Genomic DNA, 17,031 nt, shown 5'->3' with positions numbered 1-17,031 from the left:
ATCGTCGTTCTCGCTGCCAGTGACCGTCTACAACAGGCGAAAAATGCCTGTGCTTGCATGTCGTGGACGGGAAAGGGGGCCGATTCTACCAGCTCAACGCAGGGTTCACCGCTATCTGGCGTGGAGGAATGTTACGACTTTGGTGGAGCCTGCAAGGACGCACGCGGATGCCGTCCGGCCGAGGGGGAGGAGTCTTCATGATCAAGGTCGCCTGTTGTCGTTGTAGTAAGGCTTTCGTCAGTGCAATCGCGCCGGCATCGTGCTGCGCCCTGAGGGGGATGGGCGGGCAGAACGCCGGCGCTTGTGGCTCAGTGCCGGTTTGCTCAGTGTCTGGTGACTCAGTCTGTCGGTGTCGAGCTCTCGGCCAGCAACAGGGCGGCGCGGGCGCCTATCTCCACCTTCGCGTTGGGGAACACCACCCGCAGTGGCGTATCGCCGATGATGCAGGGGCCAGCAGCGGCGTCTTCGGCCACCACGCTGCCGGGGGCGAAGGCGGTGAAGTTGGCGACATCCTCGCTGAAGCACAGCGTGAAGTCGGCTGACTGACGCATCAATTCCACTTCCACCGTGAAGTAGTCGATGGCCTCGGGGTCTGCTTCGGCGGGCGCCGTGCCGGTCGCCAGTGCCGCGAGCAGGGCTTTCATCGGCGCGAGCGCCGCCATGTCGTTGGCGCCGAACGGGCGTACCTGGCCCAGCTCCAGCGTGAAGGCGTCGGCATCATGGTAGTGGCGCGAATAGTGCGAGAAGGTCCAGCTGTGCTGATGCTGGTGCAGCACGGCCTGGATGCCGGCGGCGCTCAATATCGGCCACTGCGATGCGCTGATGGCGTCGCCATCACTGAAGGGCACCACCGCGAAGCGCGGATAGAGGCTGTCGCGGATGGCGGTGTGCATGTCGTAGTGCAGGCGGCGCGTGCCCTCGGCCAGCGGGAAGCGAGCATAGAAGGTGTCCACGGCCGCCATCAGCTGACGCGCGCGTGCCGGCTCATCATCGGACGGACAGTCGTTGCCCGTGACGCTGGCCTCGGCGCGCTTGAACAGCCGATTGAGATTGGTGGTGATGAAGCGCTCGCCACTGCGGATGGCGGGCAGGTTGCCCAGAATCAGCAACAGCGGCGCTCCGACGATCAGATGGCCGCTCTCCAGGCCCGCGATCAGCTCACCGAGCAGCTCGATGGGGGCGGTCTCGTTGCCGTGGATACCGGCGGAGATCACGCACGGGCGCGCCTTGGGCCCCGTGACGTCGGGGGTGATCTCCAGCACGCCGGGCGCGACGATCTCATAGCGACCACCGGGAATACGGCCCATGCCACGGGCGCTGGCGTGGCCTTCGAGTGTCAGGTCTAGCCAGTCGGCAATCACGAGGCAGTCGGCTCCTGGCGAACATTGGTGGATTCGAAGATCTTGTCGGCGCTGGCCGCCACGAAGCCCTGATACAGCTCGCCATCGGCATCGGGGTAGCGGCGCGCGAATTCGTAGTAGCAGGTGGAGATTTCGTGCTCCTCGCCACCGGCGAAGGTGAAGGTCTGGCGGTCGGCGAGGGTGGAGGCCTGCTCCAGCAGCACCTCGGGCGAGCCCTTGATGCGCCCTCCGGCCGGGTTGATGCCAAGGCCAAGCGACTCGACGCGCGTCAGCACCTTGTCGAGGGTGTCGTGATGGCTGAGCGCGTTGACGCTGATGGTGAAGTGGTTGGCGCGCAGACCGATGATCGACAGCCAGGCCGCATACTCGCTCTCTTCCATCAGGCGCTGATACTGCTCGTAACTGGGCGCTTTCCACAGGCGGCCCGACCACAGCACGGAGGGCTGGGTGGCGGCATCCGGCGAGATCTGGCTGACCAGGCCATCGATGATCGCCTGGGCGCGCTCGGACAGCTCATGGCATTTCAGCTCGGAGAGGAAGACGCGCGGCATGTCGGATGACGGCGGCAGATAGCCGAAGGCGCGCAGTTTCTTCTCGCGGAAATCATAGGGCGCGAAGCGGGTATAGCCCAGCGCCAGCAGGTGAGGTTCCAGCGCGCTCAGGGTGATCGGCCCGCGATCGAAGGTGCGGAAGGCGACGTGGTCGTTGACGATGGTCTCGCCGTCAGCGATGAAGGCATCCTGGATCTTTTGGGCCTGGGGCGTCATGGCGACGTAGTCATCCCACAGGGCGCTGAAGAACTGCTGGATATCCATGGCACGGGCTCCCTCTGAACTGAGTTGCCCAGTGCAGCGAGGCGTCACTGGCACTGGGCGACAGCATCAAACGATTGGCATCAGGGCAGCGCACTCGGCGAGGCGCTACCCCGGAAGATTGTCAGCTCACCATTGGCGAGCCACGCGCGCGTGACAAGATGCGAGGTCGGTTGGATGAAAGCGGCTGTCCGCACCATATAAACGTCACGCGCCGGTTTAGACCTTGGTGTCAGGCCTTGGGTCCTGGGGCCGGGTTCGGTGTCAGCTATCGGTGTCAGCGTTCAGTGTCATCAGGAGAGGGGCAGGCGTTGCCCTGTTCGACCTTGATCAGCGCGTCGGTCGCGAAGCCGAGCTCGGCGGCCTGCTCGACCAGCGCCTGGTAGGTGGCGTCATCCAGCTGCGGCTCACGCGCCAGTATCCACAGGTAGTCGCGATCGGCGCCGGCCACCAGCGACCACTGATAGTCGTCATCCAGCGCCAGCACGTTGTAGCCGCCATAGAAGGGGCCGAAGAAGCTGACCTTGAGGGCCGCCGTCTTGCTGCCCCGGGTGAAGTAGGCGCGACCTTCGGCCTGGCTCCATTGCCCTTGCTCGGCGTTGTAGCCGCGATTGATGACGCGCACGCCGCCGTCCTCGCGGGGCGAGTAATCGGCGCTGACGCAGCTCAGGCCCTCCTCGAAGCTGTTGGGCAGACGGGCGATCTCGTGCCATTCGCCGTAGTAACGTTCGAGCTCGAAATCCTCGACGGGCTGGGTACCGGACGGGACTCCGGCGCAGCCGCCGAGGAGACCGAGACCGATTAGAGAGAAGGCAAGATGCGGCAGGCGTGTCATTGGCAGGCTCCATGCGCCAGAACGCCCCATTGATGAGTCGTGGGGCGTTCTGGCGTGATGCGGGTCATGAGGAAAAGGACGAAACGGCATCCTTGTCTCATTGGGGCGTCTGCCGCTGTCTCAAGAGGGAGGGTGGCGCGGTGACATGCTCGAGGCGTCGAGCGTCGAGCGTCGAACGTCGATCGTCACAGTACCAGGCGGAGCGGATTGCCGGTGACGACGACGCCCCGACCGCGTTGCTTGGCCTCGTACATGGCGCTGTCGGCGCGCGCGATGACCGTTTCCGGCGTGGCGCCCGAGAAGGGGAACAGGCTGATGCCGATACTGGCGCTGACGGCGATGATCAGCGGCTCGCCATCGACCTCCAGCGTGATGGGATGGCTGATGGCGTCGATAAGACGCTCCGCCAGCTGCTCCGGGCCCTTGCGGCCGTTGCCCTCACGGCTGATCAGTACCAGAAATTCATCGCCCCCCAGGCGACCGACGATATCGTTGCCGCGCAGGGTGTTGCCCAGGCGCTCGCCGGTGATGCGCAGCACTTCATCGCCGATGGCATGGCCGTGGCGGTCATTGACCGGCTTGAAGCCATCGAGGTCGATGAACAACGCGGCCTGCACCGTGCCGGGAGTCTGGATGTCGAGTATCTGGTCGAGGCGTGTCAGCAGGGCGCGCCGGTTGAGCAGCCCGGTGAGCGAGTCGCACATCGCGTGGTCGCGCAGATCGTCCCGCTCGCCGGTGATATGGCATTCATGCAGGAAGAGTTGTCGGCTCTGGCGCTCGCGCGAGTAGGCGCTCATGCCCGCCAGCAGGTTGACGGCCATCATGAAGTAAGCCTCGTTGGCTTCCACCAGGAGATCGGAGCCAAGATGCATCAGCGCGCAGCTGGCGGTGCAGCCCATCCATATCAGCAGTCCGCAGGCCATGGCATAGATGAACTGCAGCCCCAGCAGGGTGTAGGTCCAGAAGACCACGGTGATCAGGGTGACGAAGTAGACCGGGAAGTCACCATGCTCGTCCTCATGCTGTCCGGCGGCGTGGCTCTCCACCAGGTGCTCTCCGGCGAGACCGTCCCCCACATGGAACATCGCCAGCGTCCCCAGCGCTGCCACCAGCGAGGCCAGGCACAAGATGCCGTTGACGTGATGTCGGAAACGCGGGAGACGTGACAGTAGAAACAGGCCCAGCACGCCGATCAGAACGCTGGTGCGCAGCAGCAGATAGGGCTCGTAGTGCTCCAGCAGACTGATCTCGATCAGCCCATAGGACGCGAACAGCAGACAGCTCAGCGGGATGGTGATCCGGCTGAGCTTGTGTGAGGTCTCGATCTGTCGACGCCGATAGCGTCGTTCCAGGGTGTCATCCGCAAAGCAGAGTGTCATGGGATTCATGGGGCGATACCTGAGTTGCCAGACTCTCAGGATGCCACTGCCTTGCGTGGTATGCCCTGGAGGAACCGCCGCAACCTTTGCCTGCGGTTCAACGCTATTTCAAGTACTCCGCGGCATGAGGGCTTTCGTGCTCACGACTGAGTGAGGTTGGCGCCGGCCAGCTGGCGCGCCGTGACGCGCAGCGCGGATTCCACCATGTCGTAATCCACATAGCAGCCCTGCAGGTGGCGGCGACCGGTCGTCGGGTCGAAGGACTTGCGGCCGTGCATCACGCGGCGGTTGTCGAAGGCCACCATCTGGCCGGCTTCCAGCTTGAGATGCAGGCGGAAGGCCGGTTCCCGCAGGATGCTCCAGTACTGGCGATAGGCGCTGTACCAGGCCTGCATCTGTTCCAGCGGCAGGCGCAGGCTGTCGCGGATCCAGTTGTTGAAGCGCACCTCGATGACCTTGTCGTTGGCATCCAGATGGATCACCGGCTCGCGCACCACTAGGTCGGTGGTCTCGTCGGCAAAGCGGAAGTCCACCGGGGTCTCGGCCAGCAGCCTGAAGGCCTGCGGGTCCCGCTCGCGCAGGGCTTCGGCGACCGCCATGCCGTCTCCGAAGATGGAGTCACCGCCTTCGGCCTCATTGGCCAGGCAGTAGAGCATCTGGATGTCTGGCGGCTGACGCCAGTTGGGCAGGTCGGTGTGCAGTTCCAGCGCGATCGGTGTGTAGGCGGCATTGTTGGGCGCCTGCTTGGAGAAGACCTCGAAACGGCCACCGAAGTTGGTCGCGCGGATCGGGCCGATGGTCGCGGCCACCTGGTCGATCTCGCCGCCTGCCGTCGGGCCGGCATCCAGAATCGCGAAGCCGTCGCGGCACAGCGCTTCCAGCCAGCCCAGGCGCGCCTGTCCACCGGCCATGTAATCGGCAAAGGCGGTGACATGAGGTTCATGGCCCTGCTGCCAGGCCTGGCTTGCGGGGACCGGCGTGGCCGGCGGCGCATCACTCGGGCGACGTTGCAGCAACCAGCCGGCATCGAAGCGGCTAGTGTGGCCGTCCTGCCAGACGACGACGAGATTGCCTTGCTCGACACGCATCTGATGCACCGTCAGGGCCGCATCGTCCATCAGCATGAAGGTTCGCTCGAAGGTCTGCGGATGACGGCAGAGATCGCAGGCGCAGTGGTCGCGCAGCCAGATCAGCGGCAGTCGGGTCTGCTCACCGCTGGCCCATGCCAGTGACGCCAGGGTCTCGTCGTGGTCTGCCTTCACCAGCGGCGCGCCCTCGTGATGGGGCAGGTATTCCTTCATGTCCCACTGATGGCGTGCCTGTGACACTTCAGTGTCTTGGGTGTCAGGGGCAGATGCGATGAGAGTCTCCATGGGCGCCGTCCTATGTCGTGTGTGCAGTAGCAGGTGAGCCAACGCGTGTCGCGTGCTGGGTCGTATGGCTGGTTCGTTTGGTTGGTTCGTGTCGCTGAGCCGTGACCCGAGAATGAGACCATTGTCCCCCTCGTCATCACGGCTGGCCAACGCGAAATATGACGGCCATGACTTAGCTGAGCTAATGTGTGCCGATTGACCTTCATGCTCTGATGCGAGATAGCCATGCACGAACCTTCCCCCACGACGCCGAATGCCTTGCCGCGCCCCCTGCCGCCGCTGGCCTGGTTACAGGCCTTCGAAGCCGCTGCGCGCCTGATGAGCTTCACGCGTGCCGCCGAGGAGCTGAGTGTCACCCAGTCGGCCATTAGCCAGCGGATTCGCCAGCTGGAGGACCGCCTTGGCCAGCCATTGTTCGTGCGTCATGCCCGCAGCCTCAATCTGACGCCGGCCGGTCAGGCCTGGTTGCCAGCGTTGCAGGATGGCTTCCAGCGCCTGCAGGAAGGCACACTGGAAGTCTTCGGCCCCTCGCGCGCCGCGCCGGTCAGCCTGCGGGCGACCCCGATGAGCCAGCAGGCCTGGCTGTTGCCGCGGCTGGCGAACTTCCATCGTGATCAACCCGAGATCGCGCTGCGTCTGGTCAGTGCCTTCTGGCAGAGCGACTTCGATGGCGAGCAGGTGGATATCGAGCTGCGCTACGGTCAGGGCGACTGGCCGCAGGTGGAGGCGATCCAGGTCGGGGCAGGGCAGGAGAGAATGGCTGTCGTGGCGAGTCCGGCGCTGAGCGCGCAGCTGACCACGGCGGCGGACCTGGCCGGCATGACGCTGCTGCATGCCGCAGGCTTCGCGGTGGGCTGGCGGCGCTGGCTGGTGGCGGCAGATCAACTGGGGCTGGAGAAGACGACCTCCACCATCAGCTGTGACACCCAGGTGATGACGCTGGAAATGGCGCGTCTCGGCATGGGGGTGGCGCTGGTGCATGAAGGCCATTTCCGGCAATGGCTGGCGTCCGGCAATGGCGGGCTGGAGCAGGTCTTCGCGCTGACGATCCCCGCCGAGCAGAACTTCTGGCTGGTGCGCTCCAATCAGCGCCCGATGCGGCCCACCGCGCAGCGTGTCTGGGATTATCTGTTGGCGGAGCCACAGTGAGCGATGCAGAGGTGGCTTTTGCGTTCCCTGCTGATCGGTGTTCCGTGCCTGCTGATGCGCTTTGAGCGATATACCGTTAGCTTGTGGCGGTGCCCGGCGCGGTATGCGACCGCTATCTCTTCTCTCTCGTGATTTCCTCGCCTTGCTGGCGCCTTGTCTGCCAAGCGTGTGGTCAGATCTGCCAGTCATGGTCAGTCATGGTCAGTCGTGGTCAGGCGTGGTCAGGCGTGGTCAGTCGGAAGGCGTGGTCAGTCGGAAGGCGGCGGGCAGCGCGCCAATGGCGACTGCTGGAAGAAGCGTTCCAGCAGGGCATACAGCGCCGGGTAGGCGGCATTGAGCTCATCCGGTGCGCTGAAGAAATACTCGCAGCAGACGGCGAAGCATTCGGCGGGGTGGCTGGCGGCGTAGTCATCGATGGGCGTCGGCTCACCGCGTGACAGGCGCGCGCTCAGATCATCCCACACGGCAGTGAAGGTGGCGTGCCACTCCGCCGCGCTGATATGGCGCGGCAGGGGCGGAAAGCCATCGGCATCGGTGGCGTTGGCCATGTCGAGCTTGTGGGCGAATTCATGGATCACCACGTTGAAGCCGCTCCAGTCACCGCTGGCGGCCAGGTCCTGTTGGGTGACCACCACCGGTCCCTGATACCAGGTCTCGCCGGCGCGGGTGTCCTCGAAGACATGCACCACACCGGCGTCATCCATCTCTTCCACCTCACGGCGGATGGCCTGCAGCGGCAGCATGATCTCGTGCACGCGAGCACCGGCGTCCTGCCAGCGCTCGGCATGCGCCCAGCCATTGAGCAGCAGCATCGCCTGAGCGGCCAGTGCCAGCGCCTCGACCTGTGCGAGCGGTTCGGCGCTGGTCAGCTTCCAGTCACTCAGCTGATGGCGGGCGCGCCGCTCAAGACGCGCCAGTGCCTCGGCGTCGAGTCCCTCGAGAATCGGCAGGCGCTCGCAAACTGCCTGCCACGCATCATCCGGCGCTGTCTCGCCAGCGGGGGATGCGGTCGAGACAGCGCAGGCGTCGGGGGCTGAAGTATCACGGCCGTGGCGAGCGGAGTGCTGCCACAGCCGTTGCCACCAGTGCGTCATCGGCTCAGTCCTGACGGCTGCCGGACTTCCACGACCAGTCACGTAGACGCAGCTCGAAGAGGTCCTTGCGGCGGTCCTTGAGGTTGGTCACCGAGCCTTCGCTGCGCACCACCTTGAGACGCTCCAGATCGAGATCCGAGAACATGATCATCTCGGTGTTCGGCGTGGTCTCGGCCATCACCGCGTCATGCGGGAAGGAGAAGTCCGACGGCGAGAACACCGCTGACTGGGCGTACTGGATATCGAGGCTTTCGATGGACGGCAGGTTGCCGACGCTGCCGCAGACCACCACGTAGCATTCGTTCTCGATGGCACGCGCCTGGGCGCAGTTGCGCACGCGCAGGTAGCTGTTCTTGGTGTCGGTCCAGAACGGCACCATCAGGATGTCCATGTCCTGATCGGCCAGCAGGCGCGACAGTTCCGGGAACTCCACGTCGTAGCAGATCAGCATGCCGATGCGTCCGGCGTCGGTCTCGAACACGGCGAGCTCGTCACCGCCCTTGATGATCCAGTCGCGGCGCTCCTGCGGCGTGATGTGCAGCTTGGCCTGACGGTCGATCTCGCCATCGCGGTGACACAGGTAGGTGACGTTGTAGAGCTCGTTGTCGTCACCGATCTCGACCATGGAGCCGGCCACGATGTTGATGTTGTAGGCCACCGCCATGCGCGAGATTTCCTGCTTGAAGCGCTCGGTGAAGCCGGCGAGGTAGCGGATGCAGCGCACCGGGTCACTCTGGTCTTCCAGCAGGCCGATCAACGGCGTGTTGAACAGCTCCGGGAAGACGGCGAAGTCACTCTGGTAATCCGACAGGGCGTCGACGTAGTACTCGACCTGTTGCAGCACGGATTCGACACTGTCGAACTTGCGCATCTGCCACTGCACGGCGCCGACGCGAATCATCGTCTTGCGGCTTTCCAGCACGCGCTCGGCGGGCTCGAACAGGATGTTGCTCCACTCCAGCAGCGTGGCGTAGCCCTGGGAATCCTCGTCTTCCGGCAGGTACTGGCGCAGCAGGCGCTTGACCAGGAAGCCGTTGGCCAGCTGGAACGACAGGATGGGGTCATGGATCTCGCGACGCTCCACCTTGTCGATGTACTCGGAGGGCGAGAGCTCGGCGGCATATTCGTGGTACTGGGGAATGCGTCCACCGGCCAGAATCGAGCGCAGATTCATCGAGCGGCACAGGTCCTTGCGCGCCTCGTACAGGCGGCGACCGAGACGATAGCCGCGGTAGTCGACGTCGATCAGCACATCCAGACCGTAAAGCGCATCGCCATCCTCCTTGTTGAGGATGATCTCGCGCTGGCCGATCAGGTCGTCGTACTTGTGCGGGTTGGAGAAGGCGTCGTAATCCACCAGCGCCGTCAGGGCGACACCGACCAGCCTCTCGCCATCCTCGATCACGATCTGGCCATCGGGGAATTCGGCGATCAGGCGGTTGATGGTGTGCTCAGGCCAGGCGCCACCGATGTCGTCGTAGATGCCGTCCATCAGGCGCTTGAGCTGGGGGTAGTCTGATTCCTGCAGGTTGCGCAGGTTCAGGTGCAGGTCTTCGACGGACATCGAGACTCCTTGGAAAATGAAGAGAGGGGATCAGGGCAGGAAGTGGCTGGCGCGAAAGCGATGGGCCCCATTATTCGCGCTGTCGAGGCCGGGTGTCATCAATATCCTTTGGTCAATGTCCGGCCCTGGTCATGCAACCCTCATCAATGGGTCCAACCTCGCGTCACTGCAAGGGTGAGCGAGCCTTCGCGCCTTGAGTGGCGCTCAGTGCGATGTTGAACGAATGCTCATTTTGCTTGCATTTGCGCGGCACAACGTCCAAAACAATGCCAAGGGCAGGGCGCGCGCAGCGAAGTCATGCCGTTCATATCAAGCTTGAAAGACACCAGGCCCCAATGACCCCAGGCCTTAGTGACACCAGACCTCAATGACACCCAAGGAGACCCGCATGACCCCAGTCCTTCATGAATTGCGTGGCCGTGATGATCGCCTGCGTTTCTCGCCGTTCTGCTGGCGTGCGCGTCTGGCACTCGCCCACAAGGGCCTTGCGGCCGAACTCGTGCCGATGCTGTTCACCGACAAGAGCCCGATCGACTTCTGCGATTCCACCACGGTGCCGGTGCTCAAGGATGCGCACGGCGTGGCAATGGACAGCTATGACATCTTCAAGCATCTGGACGCGCATTATCCAGACAGCGGTGATGGCCTGCTGATCGGTGATGCACACGCCGAGGCACGCCTGAACTTCGTCAAGGTATATACCGAGCAGGTCATGGCGGTCGGCTTCTTCCGCCTGGTGGCGCTGGACCTGCTGGCGGCCATCCACCCGGATGACCGCGAGTACTTCCGCACCAGCCGCGAAGCCCGCTTCGGCATGTCCTTCGAGGAATTCAACAACGTCGAGGCCGCTCGCGGCATCCTGGACAGCGCCTTCAAGCCGCTGCGTGGCCTGCTCGCCAATCAGCCCTTCATGGATGGCGATGCCCCGGCGGCGGCGGATTACCTGGTCTTCGGCTTCTTCATCTGGGCACACATCGTCTCCGATACCTCGCCCTTCGGCGAGACGGAAGACGCGGGCGACCCGCTGGTGCAGTGGCGCGAGCGCATGATGGACCTGCACGACGGCATGGCGCGCAAGGCGCCGCGTGCCAGCGAGATTCCGCAATAACGTCCGCAGTAACACCTGCAGTAACGGCTGCAGTAAAGAACATGCTCGCAATGCCCCTGGTGAAAAGCTGCACGAGGGGCCTGGCGATGAGCATGATCTCCTCGATGGCTCGAACGCTCATGGGCGTTCGAGCCATTTTGGTATGTCCTTGCACAGGAGCCCACAGATGATTGATCTGTATTACTGGACCACACCCAACGGCCACAAGATCACGATCTTTCTGGAGGAAGCCGGTCTCGAGTATCGCCTCATTCCGGTGAATATCAGCAAGGGGGAGCAGTTCGCGCCGGAGTTTCTGGCCATCTCGCCCAACAATCGCATGCCGGCGATCGTCGATCATGCGCCAGCCGATGGCGGTGAGCCGATCTCGGTGTTCGAGTCCGGTGCGATTCTGGAGTATCTGGCCGACAAGTGCGGCAAGTTCCTGGCGCAGGAAACACGCGCCCGCAATGACGTGCTGCAGTGGCTGCACTGGCAGATGGGTGGCCTGGGGCCGATGCTGGGACAGGTGCATCACTTCAAGCACTACGCGCCAGAGCCGGTGGAGTACGCCATCGAGCGCTATCACAAGGAAGGCGAGCGCCTGTACGGCGTGCTGGAGCGCCAGCTTGCGGGGCGTGACTTCGTGGTGGGGGATGAGTTGAGCATCGCCGACATGGCCATCTGGCCGTGGCTGAAGGCCGAGAAGCAGGAGATCGATCTGACGCGCTTCCCGGCGGTCGCCGCCTATCGTGCCCGCATCGCCGAGCGTGATGGCGTCAAGCGGGCAATGGCGCGCATCGACGACATCAATCCGGCTGCCAATGTGGCGATGGATGAGGAAGCGCGCCGTCATCTGTTCGGCCAGCAATCGTGACGGGCAGTCAGTGCCGCTGTGAAGTCGTGAAGCTGTGAAATTGTAGAGCTGAGAAGTTTGAAGCAACCGTTGATCTGTCGGCCTGCAGCGCTGTCAGGCCGACAGATCAGCGGGTCCAGTCCGTCGGCACACGACGGCGGATATGGTCGAGCAGCGCGCCGAGCTTGCGCGGCGGATGGCCGAAGGGGTAGTGCAGGCTGACCGGAATCGACGGCCCCTTCCACTCGGGCAGGCAGGCCTCGAACTGTCCCGGGTGCGCCGTCGCCCGGGTACGCACGTGGTAGTCCGGCAGCAGGCCGATACCGGCACCGTGCGCGATATGGTCGGCATGCACCACCACGTTGTCGACCGTGAAGCGTGACGGTGGCAGGCTCAGGCGGTACTCGCCTTCCTCGGGGTGGTTGAGCACCAGATTGGGGTGATGGCGGTCGATCAGATTGACCCAGTCATGGGAGGTCAGCTCGCTGGGGTGCTGCGGATGGCCGTGCTGGCGCAGATAGCTGGGGTGGGCATAGAGATGCTGCTGCTGCTGACCCAGAATCTCCTCGCGCAGCCCGGTGTCCCTGGCCGGCCCTTCCCACAGCCACAGCATCACCTGGTCGTCATCGCGTGACGGCGGCAGGTGGTTGGCGGTCAGGGTCAGGCGAATGCCCGGATACTCTTCGATGAAGTCGGTCAGCACATGATTGAACCAGCCACGCAGGAAGTGCGGGTGCGCGCTGACGGTGATATCACCGCTGATCTCCTCGCGCAGTTCATCCAGCGCGATCTGCGAGCGCTCGCCCAGCGACAGCATCTGCTGACAGTACTGATAGAACAGCGTGCCGGCCTCGGTGGGAATCAGACGGTTGGCCTGACGATGCAGCAGTGGCTGGCCGAGCTGGTGTTCGAGATGGCTGATCCGGCGGCTGAGCGTGGACTTGGAGATACCGAGATGCTCGGCTCCTGCGCCCAGATTGCCGTAGCGCATGATGGCATCGAAGGCACTGAGGCCCTGAAATTCGTCAAGTACTGGAGGCATGACTTGGTGGCACCCGCCGCTGTTGTCTGCCGTTGAAGCGGCAAATAGCGTGAAAGAAAGCATGAAAGCAGGAATCGCGTCGTTGCTGAGGTGTGGGCCAGCGTCTCCCTGCCATTTTGGCCAGCATTGTAGCCGATCTGGTCGAGCGAATGGCATACATGTGAGTGATTCGCGTTTGCCTGTAGCCGGATGCGGTGAAACATCCGCCAGCCGGCGGCTTCCGCTGACCAGCCCGTGGCTGGTGGGAGACGGGCGCTGACAGGCAGCCAGCGTGCCTCAAGTGAGCCTCATGCCGCTGGCGTTCGACAATCAGGGTTGGCGGTTTCCGCGCCCCGCGCGGCAATTGCGCCCACATGAGATGCACATGGCGAGCGAGCGCGGCATCATGGCGAGATCAATGCGCAGCAGGCCTCGTCGCTGCGTCTCACTGTTCAAGGACCCTGTAGATGTCATTCGCTACCCGCTTGCGCGCCCGGGCCGCCTTGCTTGCCTCTCCGCTACGGCTTGCGTCATCAGCGCCAACTCCTTCATCAGCGCTATCTTCTTCATCAGCGCTGTTGAGGGGCGCCAGCCTGGCGGCCCCGTTGATGCTGGCACTGCTGGCCGCGCCGGTTCAGGCAGACGAGCGCCCCCAGATCCGTGTCATGGCCGCCGCCTCGCTGCATGACGCGCTGGATGCCATCGAGGCGCGCTATGAGCGTCTCGCCGACGTGGACATCATGCCGGTCTACGCCTCGTCCTCGACCCTGGCGCGTCAGCTGGCCAATGGGGCTCCGGCGCAGCTGTATCTGTCGGCCAATGAGCGCTGGATGGACTGGCTGGAGCAGCAGGCCGGCATCGTCGTCACCGGCCGTCACGACCTGCTGGGCAACCGTCTCGCGCTGGTCGCGCCCGGCCCCAGCCAGCTGGACGCCAGTGTCAGCAACGCCGAGGATGTCACCGATGTGGCCGAGCGCCTCGCCGCCACCGGCAGCAATACGCGCCTGGCCGTCGGCGACCCCGACCACGTGCCCGCGGGCATCTATGCGCGTCAGTCGCTGGAAGCGCTGGGGCAGTGGCAGACGCTGCGCTCGCGCCTGGCCAGCGCTGAAGACGTGCGCGCCGCGCTGGCGCTGGTCGAGCATGGCGAGGCCCCGCTGGGGATCGTCTATGCCACCGACGCCGCCATCAGCCATCGGGTGCACCAGGTCGGCCTGCTGCCGGACAGCAGCCATGACCCCATCCACTATCCTGCCGCCTTGATCAGTCGTGGCGGTGATGCGCCGTCGTCACAGGCCGAGGCCTTCTCGGCCTGGCTTTCCAGCAACGAGGCCGGCGCCATCTTCCATCGCTTCGGCTTCAGCACGCTCGCCCATCAGGTTCCTGCTGCGCAGCCTGAGGCCGACTAGCCGCTGGATCAGCATCGAGGCCTCGTGGCACACGCTGGCATGTCATCGACAAGATGAGGCCGCTACACTGGGAGCCTGCTGTCACATCGGCGTGATCAAGGCGGGCAGGGCTGTCTGCCGGCGCTTCGCGTCACGTCATGTGCGAGAACCTGTCTTCGTCTGAGGAAGATCCATGCTGAGTGCGCTGGAATGGGAAGCCCTGAGCCTGAGCCTCAAGGTGGCTTGCGTCGCGGTCGGCCTGAGCCTGATTCCCGGTTTTGCGGCGGCCTGGTGGCTGGCGCGACGTGAGTTTCGTGGCAAGGCGCTGGTCGATGGTCTGCTGCATCTGCCGCTGGTGTTGCCGCCCGTGGTGGTCGGTTATCTGTTGCTGGTCACCTTCGGGCGCAATGGCGCCATCGGCCAGTGGTTGGCCAAGGTCGATATCGTGCTGCCTTTCACCTGGCAGGGCGCGGCGCTGGCGGCGGCGGTGATGGCCTTTCCGCTGATGGTGCGCGCGATGCGCCTGTCGCTGGAGGCCATCGACCCGGGTCTGGAGGCCGCGGCCCGCACCCTGGGCGCCAATCCGCTGCGCGTGCTGTTCACGGTGACCATGCCGCTGGCGCTGCCGGGCATTCTCACCGGTGGCATGCTGGCCTTCGCGCGTGCCCTGTCGGAGTTCGGTGCCACCATCACCTTCGCCGCCAATATCCCCGGCGAGACCCGCACGCTGCCGTTGGCGCTCTATACCCTGATCCAGACCCCGGGCCAGGAAGGCGCGGCGGCCAGGCTGTGCGCCATCGCCGTCGTCATCGCGATGCTGTCGCTGCTGGCCTCCGAATGGCTGGCACGTCGCGCGCGACTGCGCATGGAGGGGCGTGATGCTTGATTTCCACCTCCATCGTCAGCAGGGCGCCTTCACGCTGGATGCCACGCTCAAGGTGCCGGCGCGCGGCGTCACGGCGCTCTTCGGGCGCTCCGGCAGCGGCAAGACCACCATCCTGCGCCTGATCGCAGGTCTCGAACGTCCCGACCATGGCCATCTGCGCCTGGACGGCGAGTGCCTGACGGGCGGCGAGAACGATATCTTCGTGCCGGCGCATCGTCGCAGGCTCGGCGTCGTCTTCCAGGAGCCGCGCCTGTTTCCGCACTACAGCGTGCGCGGCAATCTCCGCTACGGCATGCCGCGCGCCCTGACACCCGCCCAGCGCCAACAGAACCAGTCACGCCTGCATGAGATGGTCACGCTGCTGGGCATCGAGGACCTGCTGTCGCGCATGCCCGGCCAGCTGTCCGGTGGCGAGGCGCGGCGTGTCGCGATCGGCCGCGCCCTGCTGTCACGCCCGCGCATGCTGTTGCTGGATGAGCCGCTGACCGGCCTCGACGGCGCGCGCAAGCAGGAGCTGCTGCACTACATTGCGCGGCTGGCGCGCGAGATCGAGATCCCGATCCTGTTCGTCAGTCATGACACCCGCGAGCTGTTCGCGGTCGCCGACCGCCTGGCGCTGGTGGACAACGGTCGCATCACTGCCAGCGGCGAGATCGGTGACATGCTGTCACGGCTGGACCTGGCGCCGCAGACCGGCCGTTTCGAAGCGGGATCGCTGCTGACCGCCGAGGTGCTGTCGCACGATGATGACTGGCAGCTGACGCGTCTGGGGCTGGGCGCCGGGCTGAGCCTCAAGCTGGCGCGGCTGGCGATGCCGGTGGGGCGTCGTGTGCGACTGCGACTGCGGGCACGTGACATCAGCATCGCGCTGGAGACGCCGACCCACACCAGCCTGCGCAATGCCTTGCCGGCCGTGATCCACGAGATCGAGAGCGAGCGCGGCCACGCCAGCGCCGAGCTGGTGCTGGGCATCGCCGGCCAGCGGGTGAGGGCGCGAGTCGATCGTCTGGTGTGTCAGGAGCTGGGCCTCAAGGTCGGGCTGGGCGTCAAGGCGCTGATCTCCAGCGTGGCGCTCTCGGGCCCCGACGTGATCAGCCTGGACGCCATGGATGACGACATCCCTGTGGTGAATGCGGCCCAGCCGAGTGCGGCCCAGCCGAATGCGACACAGACAGATACAGCACAGGCCAAGGCGCCAGATGACGCAGGCTCTGTCTCGCCTGCGAGCTGATACCGCTCGGACGCACCGTAAGCTGATTTCTCGAATTGATGGACTCTGGAAAGGAAACCTCTCATGCAGTTGACCCACCTGTGGCGCTATCCCCTCAAGTCCGGCGCCGCTGAAGCGCTTCAGACAGCGACGCTTGGCGAGGAAGGTCTCACCCAGGATCGCCGCTTCGTGGTGGTCGCGGCGCGTGGCAAGTTCGTCACCGCGCGCACGCATCCTCAGATGCAGCGACTGGCCTTGCGCGAAGACGCCAGCGGCCAGTGGCGACTGTGGCATCTGGACCGGCCCGAATGCGGTAGCGTCAGCTTTGCCACTGATGACCAGGCCGAGCGTCTCGACATCCAGGTGTGGGCCGATCGGTTCACTGCCTTGAGCGTCAGCTTTGAGGCTGATGCCTGGCTGAGTGAGCAGGTCGGCATGCCGGTCAGGCTCAGCTGGTTGGGCGAGCGCTCGGAGCGCTATCGCGAGATCATCGCGCAGCGCGTCAGCGCCGCCGACGGCTTCCCGTTGTTGCTGGCCAATCAGGCTTCGTTGGCGGCGCTCAACGCCCAGACCCCGAGTGCGGACCATGGCATGGATCAGTTCCGCCCCAATCTGGTGATCAGCGGCGCCGAGGCATGGGCCGAGGATGGCTGGCAGGAAGTGCGCATCGGCGAGGCACGCTTCACGCTGGTGTCCTCCTGCACCCGCTGTGCGATGGTCAATGTCGACCCGGCGACGGGCGCGAAGCGGGCTGATAAGGAGCCGCTCAAGACGCTGGCACGGGTGCGCCGCTTCGCGGATGGCCAGGTGCACTTCGGCTACAACCTCGTCGCGCTCGATCCCTCGCGCAAGCCTACCTTGCGTGTCGGCGACGAGGTGGAAGTCACCGCCTTCAAGTGATGTCGCTGGAAGCTTGCCTACAGGCCTGAACCCAAACGCCCGCCATCCTCGATGGCGGGCGTTTTCGTTGAGGGCGCATGACCAGACAGTAGGCAAGGCGCTTGGCAAGACAGTAA

At 64.7% G+C, this 17,031-nt stretch carries 15 protein-coding genes; 7 read left to right on the top strand and 8 right to left on the bottom strand.

Going from position 1 to position 17,031, the window contains the following annotated elements; all coding sequences use genetic code 11:
* Positions 1-338: 338 nt before the first annotated feature.
* From HA399_RS14195 to HA399_RS14175, 5 genes are all read right to left on the bottom strand, one after another.
* Positions 339-1,361, bottom strand: coding sequence for a succinylglutamate desuccinylase (locus HA399_RS14195; protein ID WP_192837393.1), 1,023 nt, complete (start codon positions 1,359-1,361; stop codon positions 339-341).
* Entirely contained in the window at positions 1,358-2,176 is an 819-nt protein-coding gene (locus HA399_RS14190; protein WP_404325337.1) for a DUF1338 domain-containing protein, read from the bottom strand. The genes HA399_RS14195 and HA399_RS14190 overlap by 4 nt, the downstream gene beginning before the upstream one ends.
* Positions 2,177-2,450: 274 nt before the next feature.
* Entirely contained in the window at positions 2,451-3,008 is a 558-nt protein-coding gene (locus HA399_RS14185) for a lipocalin family protein (protein ID WP_404325335.1), read from the bottom strand.
* Positions 3,009-3,193: 185 nt separating this feature from the next.
* Positions 3,194-4,396, bottom strand: coding sequence for a diguanylate cyclase (locus HA399_RS14180; RefSeq protein ID WP_404325334.1), 1,203 nt, complete (start codon positions 4,394-4,396; stop codon positions 3,194-3,196).
* 131 nt (positions 4,397-4,527) lie between these two features.
* On the bottom strand, positions 4,528-5,760 hold the full coding sequence (locus tag HA399_RS14175; RefSeq protein ID WP_404325333.1) for a TauD/TfdA family dioxygenase: 1,233 nt from the start codon (positions 5,758-5,760) through the stop codon (positions 4,528-4,530).
* A 225-nt stretch (positions 5,761-5,985) separates the two neighbouring features.
* On the opposite strand from HA399_RS14175, the gene HA399_RS14170 reads away from it, so the two are divergent.
* Positions 5,986-6,909, top strand: coding sequence for a LysR family transcriptional regulator (locus HA399_RS14170; protein ID WP_054555681.1), 924 nt, complete (start codon positions 5,986-5,988; stop codon positions 6,907-6,909).
* Positions 6,910-7,157: 248 nt separating this feature from the next.
* Here the strand turns inward: HA399_RS14170 and HA399_RS14165 are convergent, their stop codons facing one another.
* Complete coding sequence (locus tag HA399_RS14165) at positions 7,158-8,003, bottom strand: zinc-dependent peptidase (RefSeq protein WP_404325332.1); 846 nt, start codon at positions 8,001-8,003, stop codon at positions 7,158-7,160.
* Between the two features lie 4 nt (positions 8,004-8,007).
* Positions 8,008-9,567, bottom strand: coding sequence for a carbon-nitrogen hydrolase family protein (locus tag HA399_RS14160; protein ID WP_043334381.1), 1,560 nt, complete (start codon positions 9,565-9,567; stop codon positions 8,008-8,010).
* A gap of 388 nt (positions 9,568-9,955) precedes the next feature.
* Here HA399_RS14160 and HA399_RS14155 point away from each other — a divergent pair, with 388 nt between their 5' ends.
* Together HA399_RS14155 and HA399_RS14150 are read left to right on the top strand one after the other, a co-directional pair.
* Entirely contained in the window at positions 9,956-10,675 is a 720-nt protein-coding gene (locus HA399_RS14155; RefSeq protein WP_404325331.1) for a glutathione S-transferase N-terminal domain-containing protein, read from the top strand.
* Between the two features lie 166 nt (positions 10,676-10,841).
* A complete protein-coding gene (locus tag HA399_RS14150) occupies positions 10,842-11,531 on the top strand; it encodes a glutathione S-transferase C-terminal domain-containing protein (RefSeq protein ID WP_404325330.1) in 690 nt (229 codons plus the stop codon).
* A 106-nt stretch (positions 11,532-11,637) separates the two neighbouring features.
* Here the strand turns inward: HA399_RS14150 and HA399_RS14145 are convergent, their stop codons facing one another.
* Complete coding sequence (locus HA399_RS14145; RefSeq protein WP_248380913.1) at positions 11,638-12,552, bottom strand: LysR family transcriptional regulator; 915 nt, start codon at positions 12,550-12,552, stop codon at positions 11,638-11,640.
* 446 nt (positions 12,553-12,998) lie between these two features.
* Here HA399_RS14145 and modA point away from each other — a divergent pair, with 446 nt between their 5' ends.
* From modA to HA399_RS14125, 4 genes are all read left to right on the top strand, one after another.
* Positions 12,999-13,940: a molybdate ABC transporter substrate-binding protein gene (gene modA / locus HA399_RS14140; protein ID WP_404325329.1), complete on the top strand. Its 942-nt coding sequence runs from the start codon at positions 12,999-13,001 to the stop codon at positions 13,938-13,940.
* Between the two features lie 172 nt (positions 13,941-14,112).
* Complete coding sequence (gene modB / locus HA399_RS14135; protein ID WP_043334370.1) at positions 14,113-14,805, top strand: molybdate ABC transporter permease subunit; 693 nt, start codon at positions 14,113-14,115, stop codon at positions 14,803-14,805.
* A complete protein-coding gene (gene modC / locus HA399_RS14130; protein WP_404325328.1) occupies positions 14,798-16,036 on the top strand; it encodes a molybdenum ABC transporter ATP-binding protein in 1,239 nt (412 codons plus the stop codon). The genes modB and modC overlap by 8 nt, the downstream gene beginning before the upstream one ends.
* Positions 16,037-16,099: 63 nt before the next feature.
* Positions 16,100-16,915 (top strand): MOSC domain-containing protein, encoded by an 816-nt coding sequence (locus tag HA399_RS14125; protein WP_404325327.1) that lies wholly within the window; start codon positions 16,100-16,102, stop codon positions 16,913-16,915.
* Positions 16,916-17,031: the final 116 nt, after the last annotated feature.

It is taken from the genome of Cobetia sp. UIB-001 (assembly GCF_044789135.1).
GTDB classification, from domain to species: Bacteria; Pseudomonadota; Gammaproteobacteria; order Pseudomonadales; family Halomonadaceae; genus Cobetia; species Cobetia amphilecti.
Note: the sequence above shows the minus strand (reverse complement) of the source record. Positions and strands in the feature narration are given on the sequence as shown.

Coding starts and splice junctions, on each gene's coding strand:
- modB (WP_043334370.1), top strand. CDS start 14,113: ATGCTGAGTGCGCTGGAATGGGAAGCCCTGAGCCTGAGCCTCAAGGTG.
- modA (WP_404325329.1), top strand. CDS start 12,999: ATGTCATTCGCTACCCGCTTGCGCGCCCGGGCCGCCTTGCTTGCCTCT.
- HA399_RS14190 (WP_404325337.1), bottom strand. CDS start 2,176: ATGGATATCCAGCAGTTCTTCAGCGCCCTGTGGGATGACTACGTCGCC.
- HA399_RS14180 (WP_404325334.1), bottom strand. CDS start 4,396: ATGAATCCCATGACACTCTGCTTTGCGGATGACACCCTGGAACGACGC.
- HA399_RS14170 (WP_054555681.1), top strand. CDS start 5,986: ATGCACGAACCTTCCCCCACGACGCCGAATGCCTTGCCGCGCCCCCTG.
- HA399_RS14185 (WP_404325335.1), bottom strand. CDS start 3,008: ATGACACGCCTGCCGCATCTTGCCTTCTCTCTAATCGGTCTCGGTCTC.
- HA399_RS14125 (WP_404325327.1), top strand. CDS start 16,100: ATGCAGTTGACCCACCTGTGGCGCTATCCCCTCAAGTCCGGCGCCGCT.
- HA399_RS14145 (WP_248380913.1), bottom strand. CDS start 12,552: ATGCCTCCAGTACTTGACGAATTTCAGGGCCTCAGTGCCTTCGATGCC.
- modC (WP_404325328.1), top strand. CDS start 14,798: ATGCTTGATTTCCACCTCCATCGTCAGCAGGGCGCCTTCACGCTGGAT.
- HA399_RS14160 (WP_043334381.1), bottom strand. CDS start 9,567: ATGTCCGTCGAAGACCTGCACCTGAACCTGCGCAACCTGCAGGAATCA.
- HA399_RS14150 (WP_404325330.1), top strand. CDS start 10,842: ATGATTGATCTGTATTACTGGACCACACCCAACGGCCACAAGATCACG.
- HA399_RS14155 (WP_404325331.1), top strand. CDS start 9,956: ATGACCCCAGTCCTTCATGAATTGCGTGGCCGTGATGATCGCCTGCGT.
- HA399_RS14165 (WP_404325332.1), bottom strand. CDS start 8,003: ATGACGCACTGGTGGCAACGGCTGTGGCAGCACTCCGCTCGCCACGGC.
- HA399_RS14175 (WP_404325333.1), bottom strand. CDS start 5,760: ATGGAGACTCTCATCGCATCTGCCCCTGACACCCAAGACACTGAAGTG.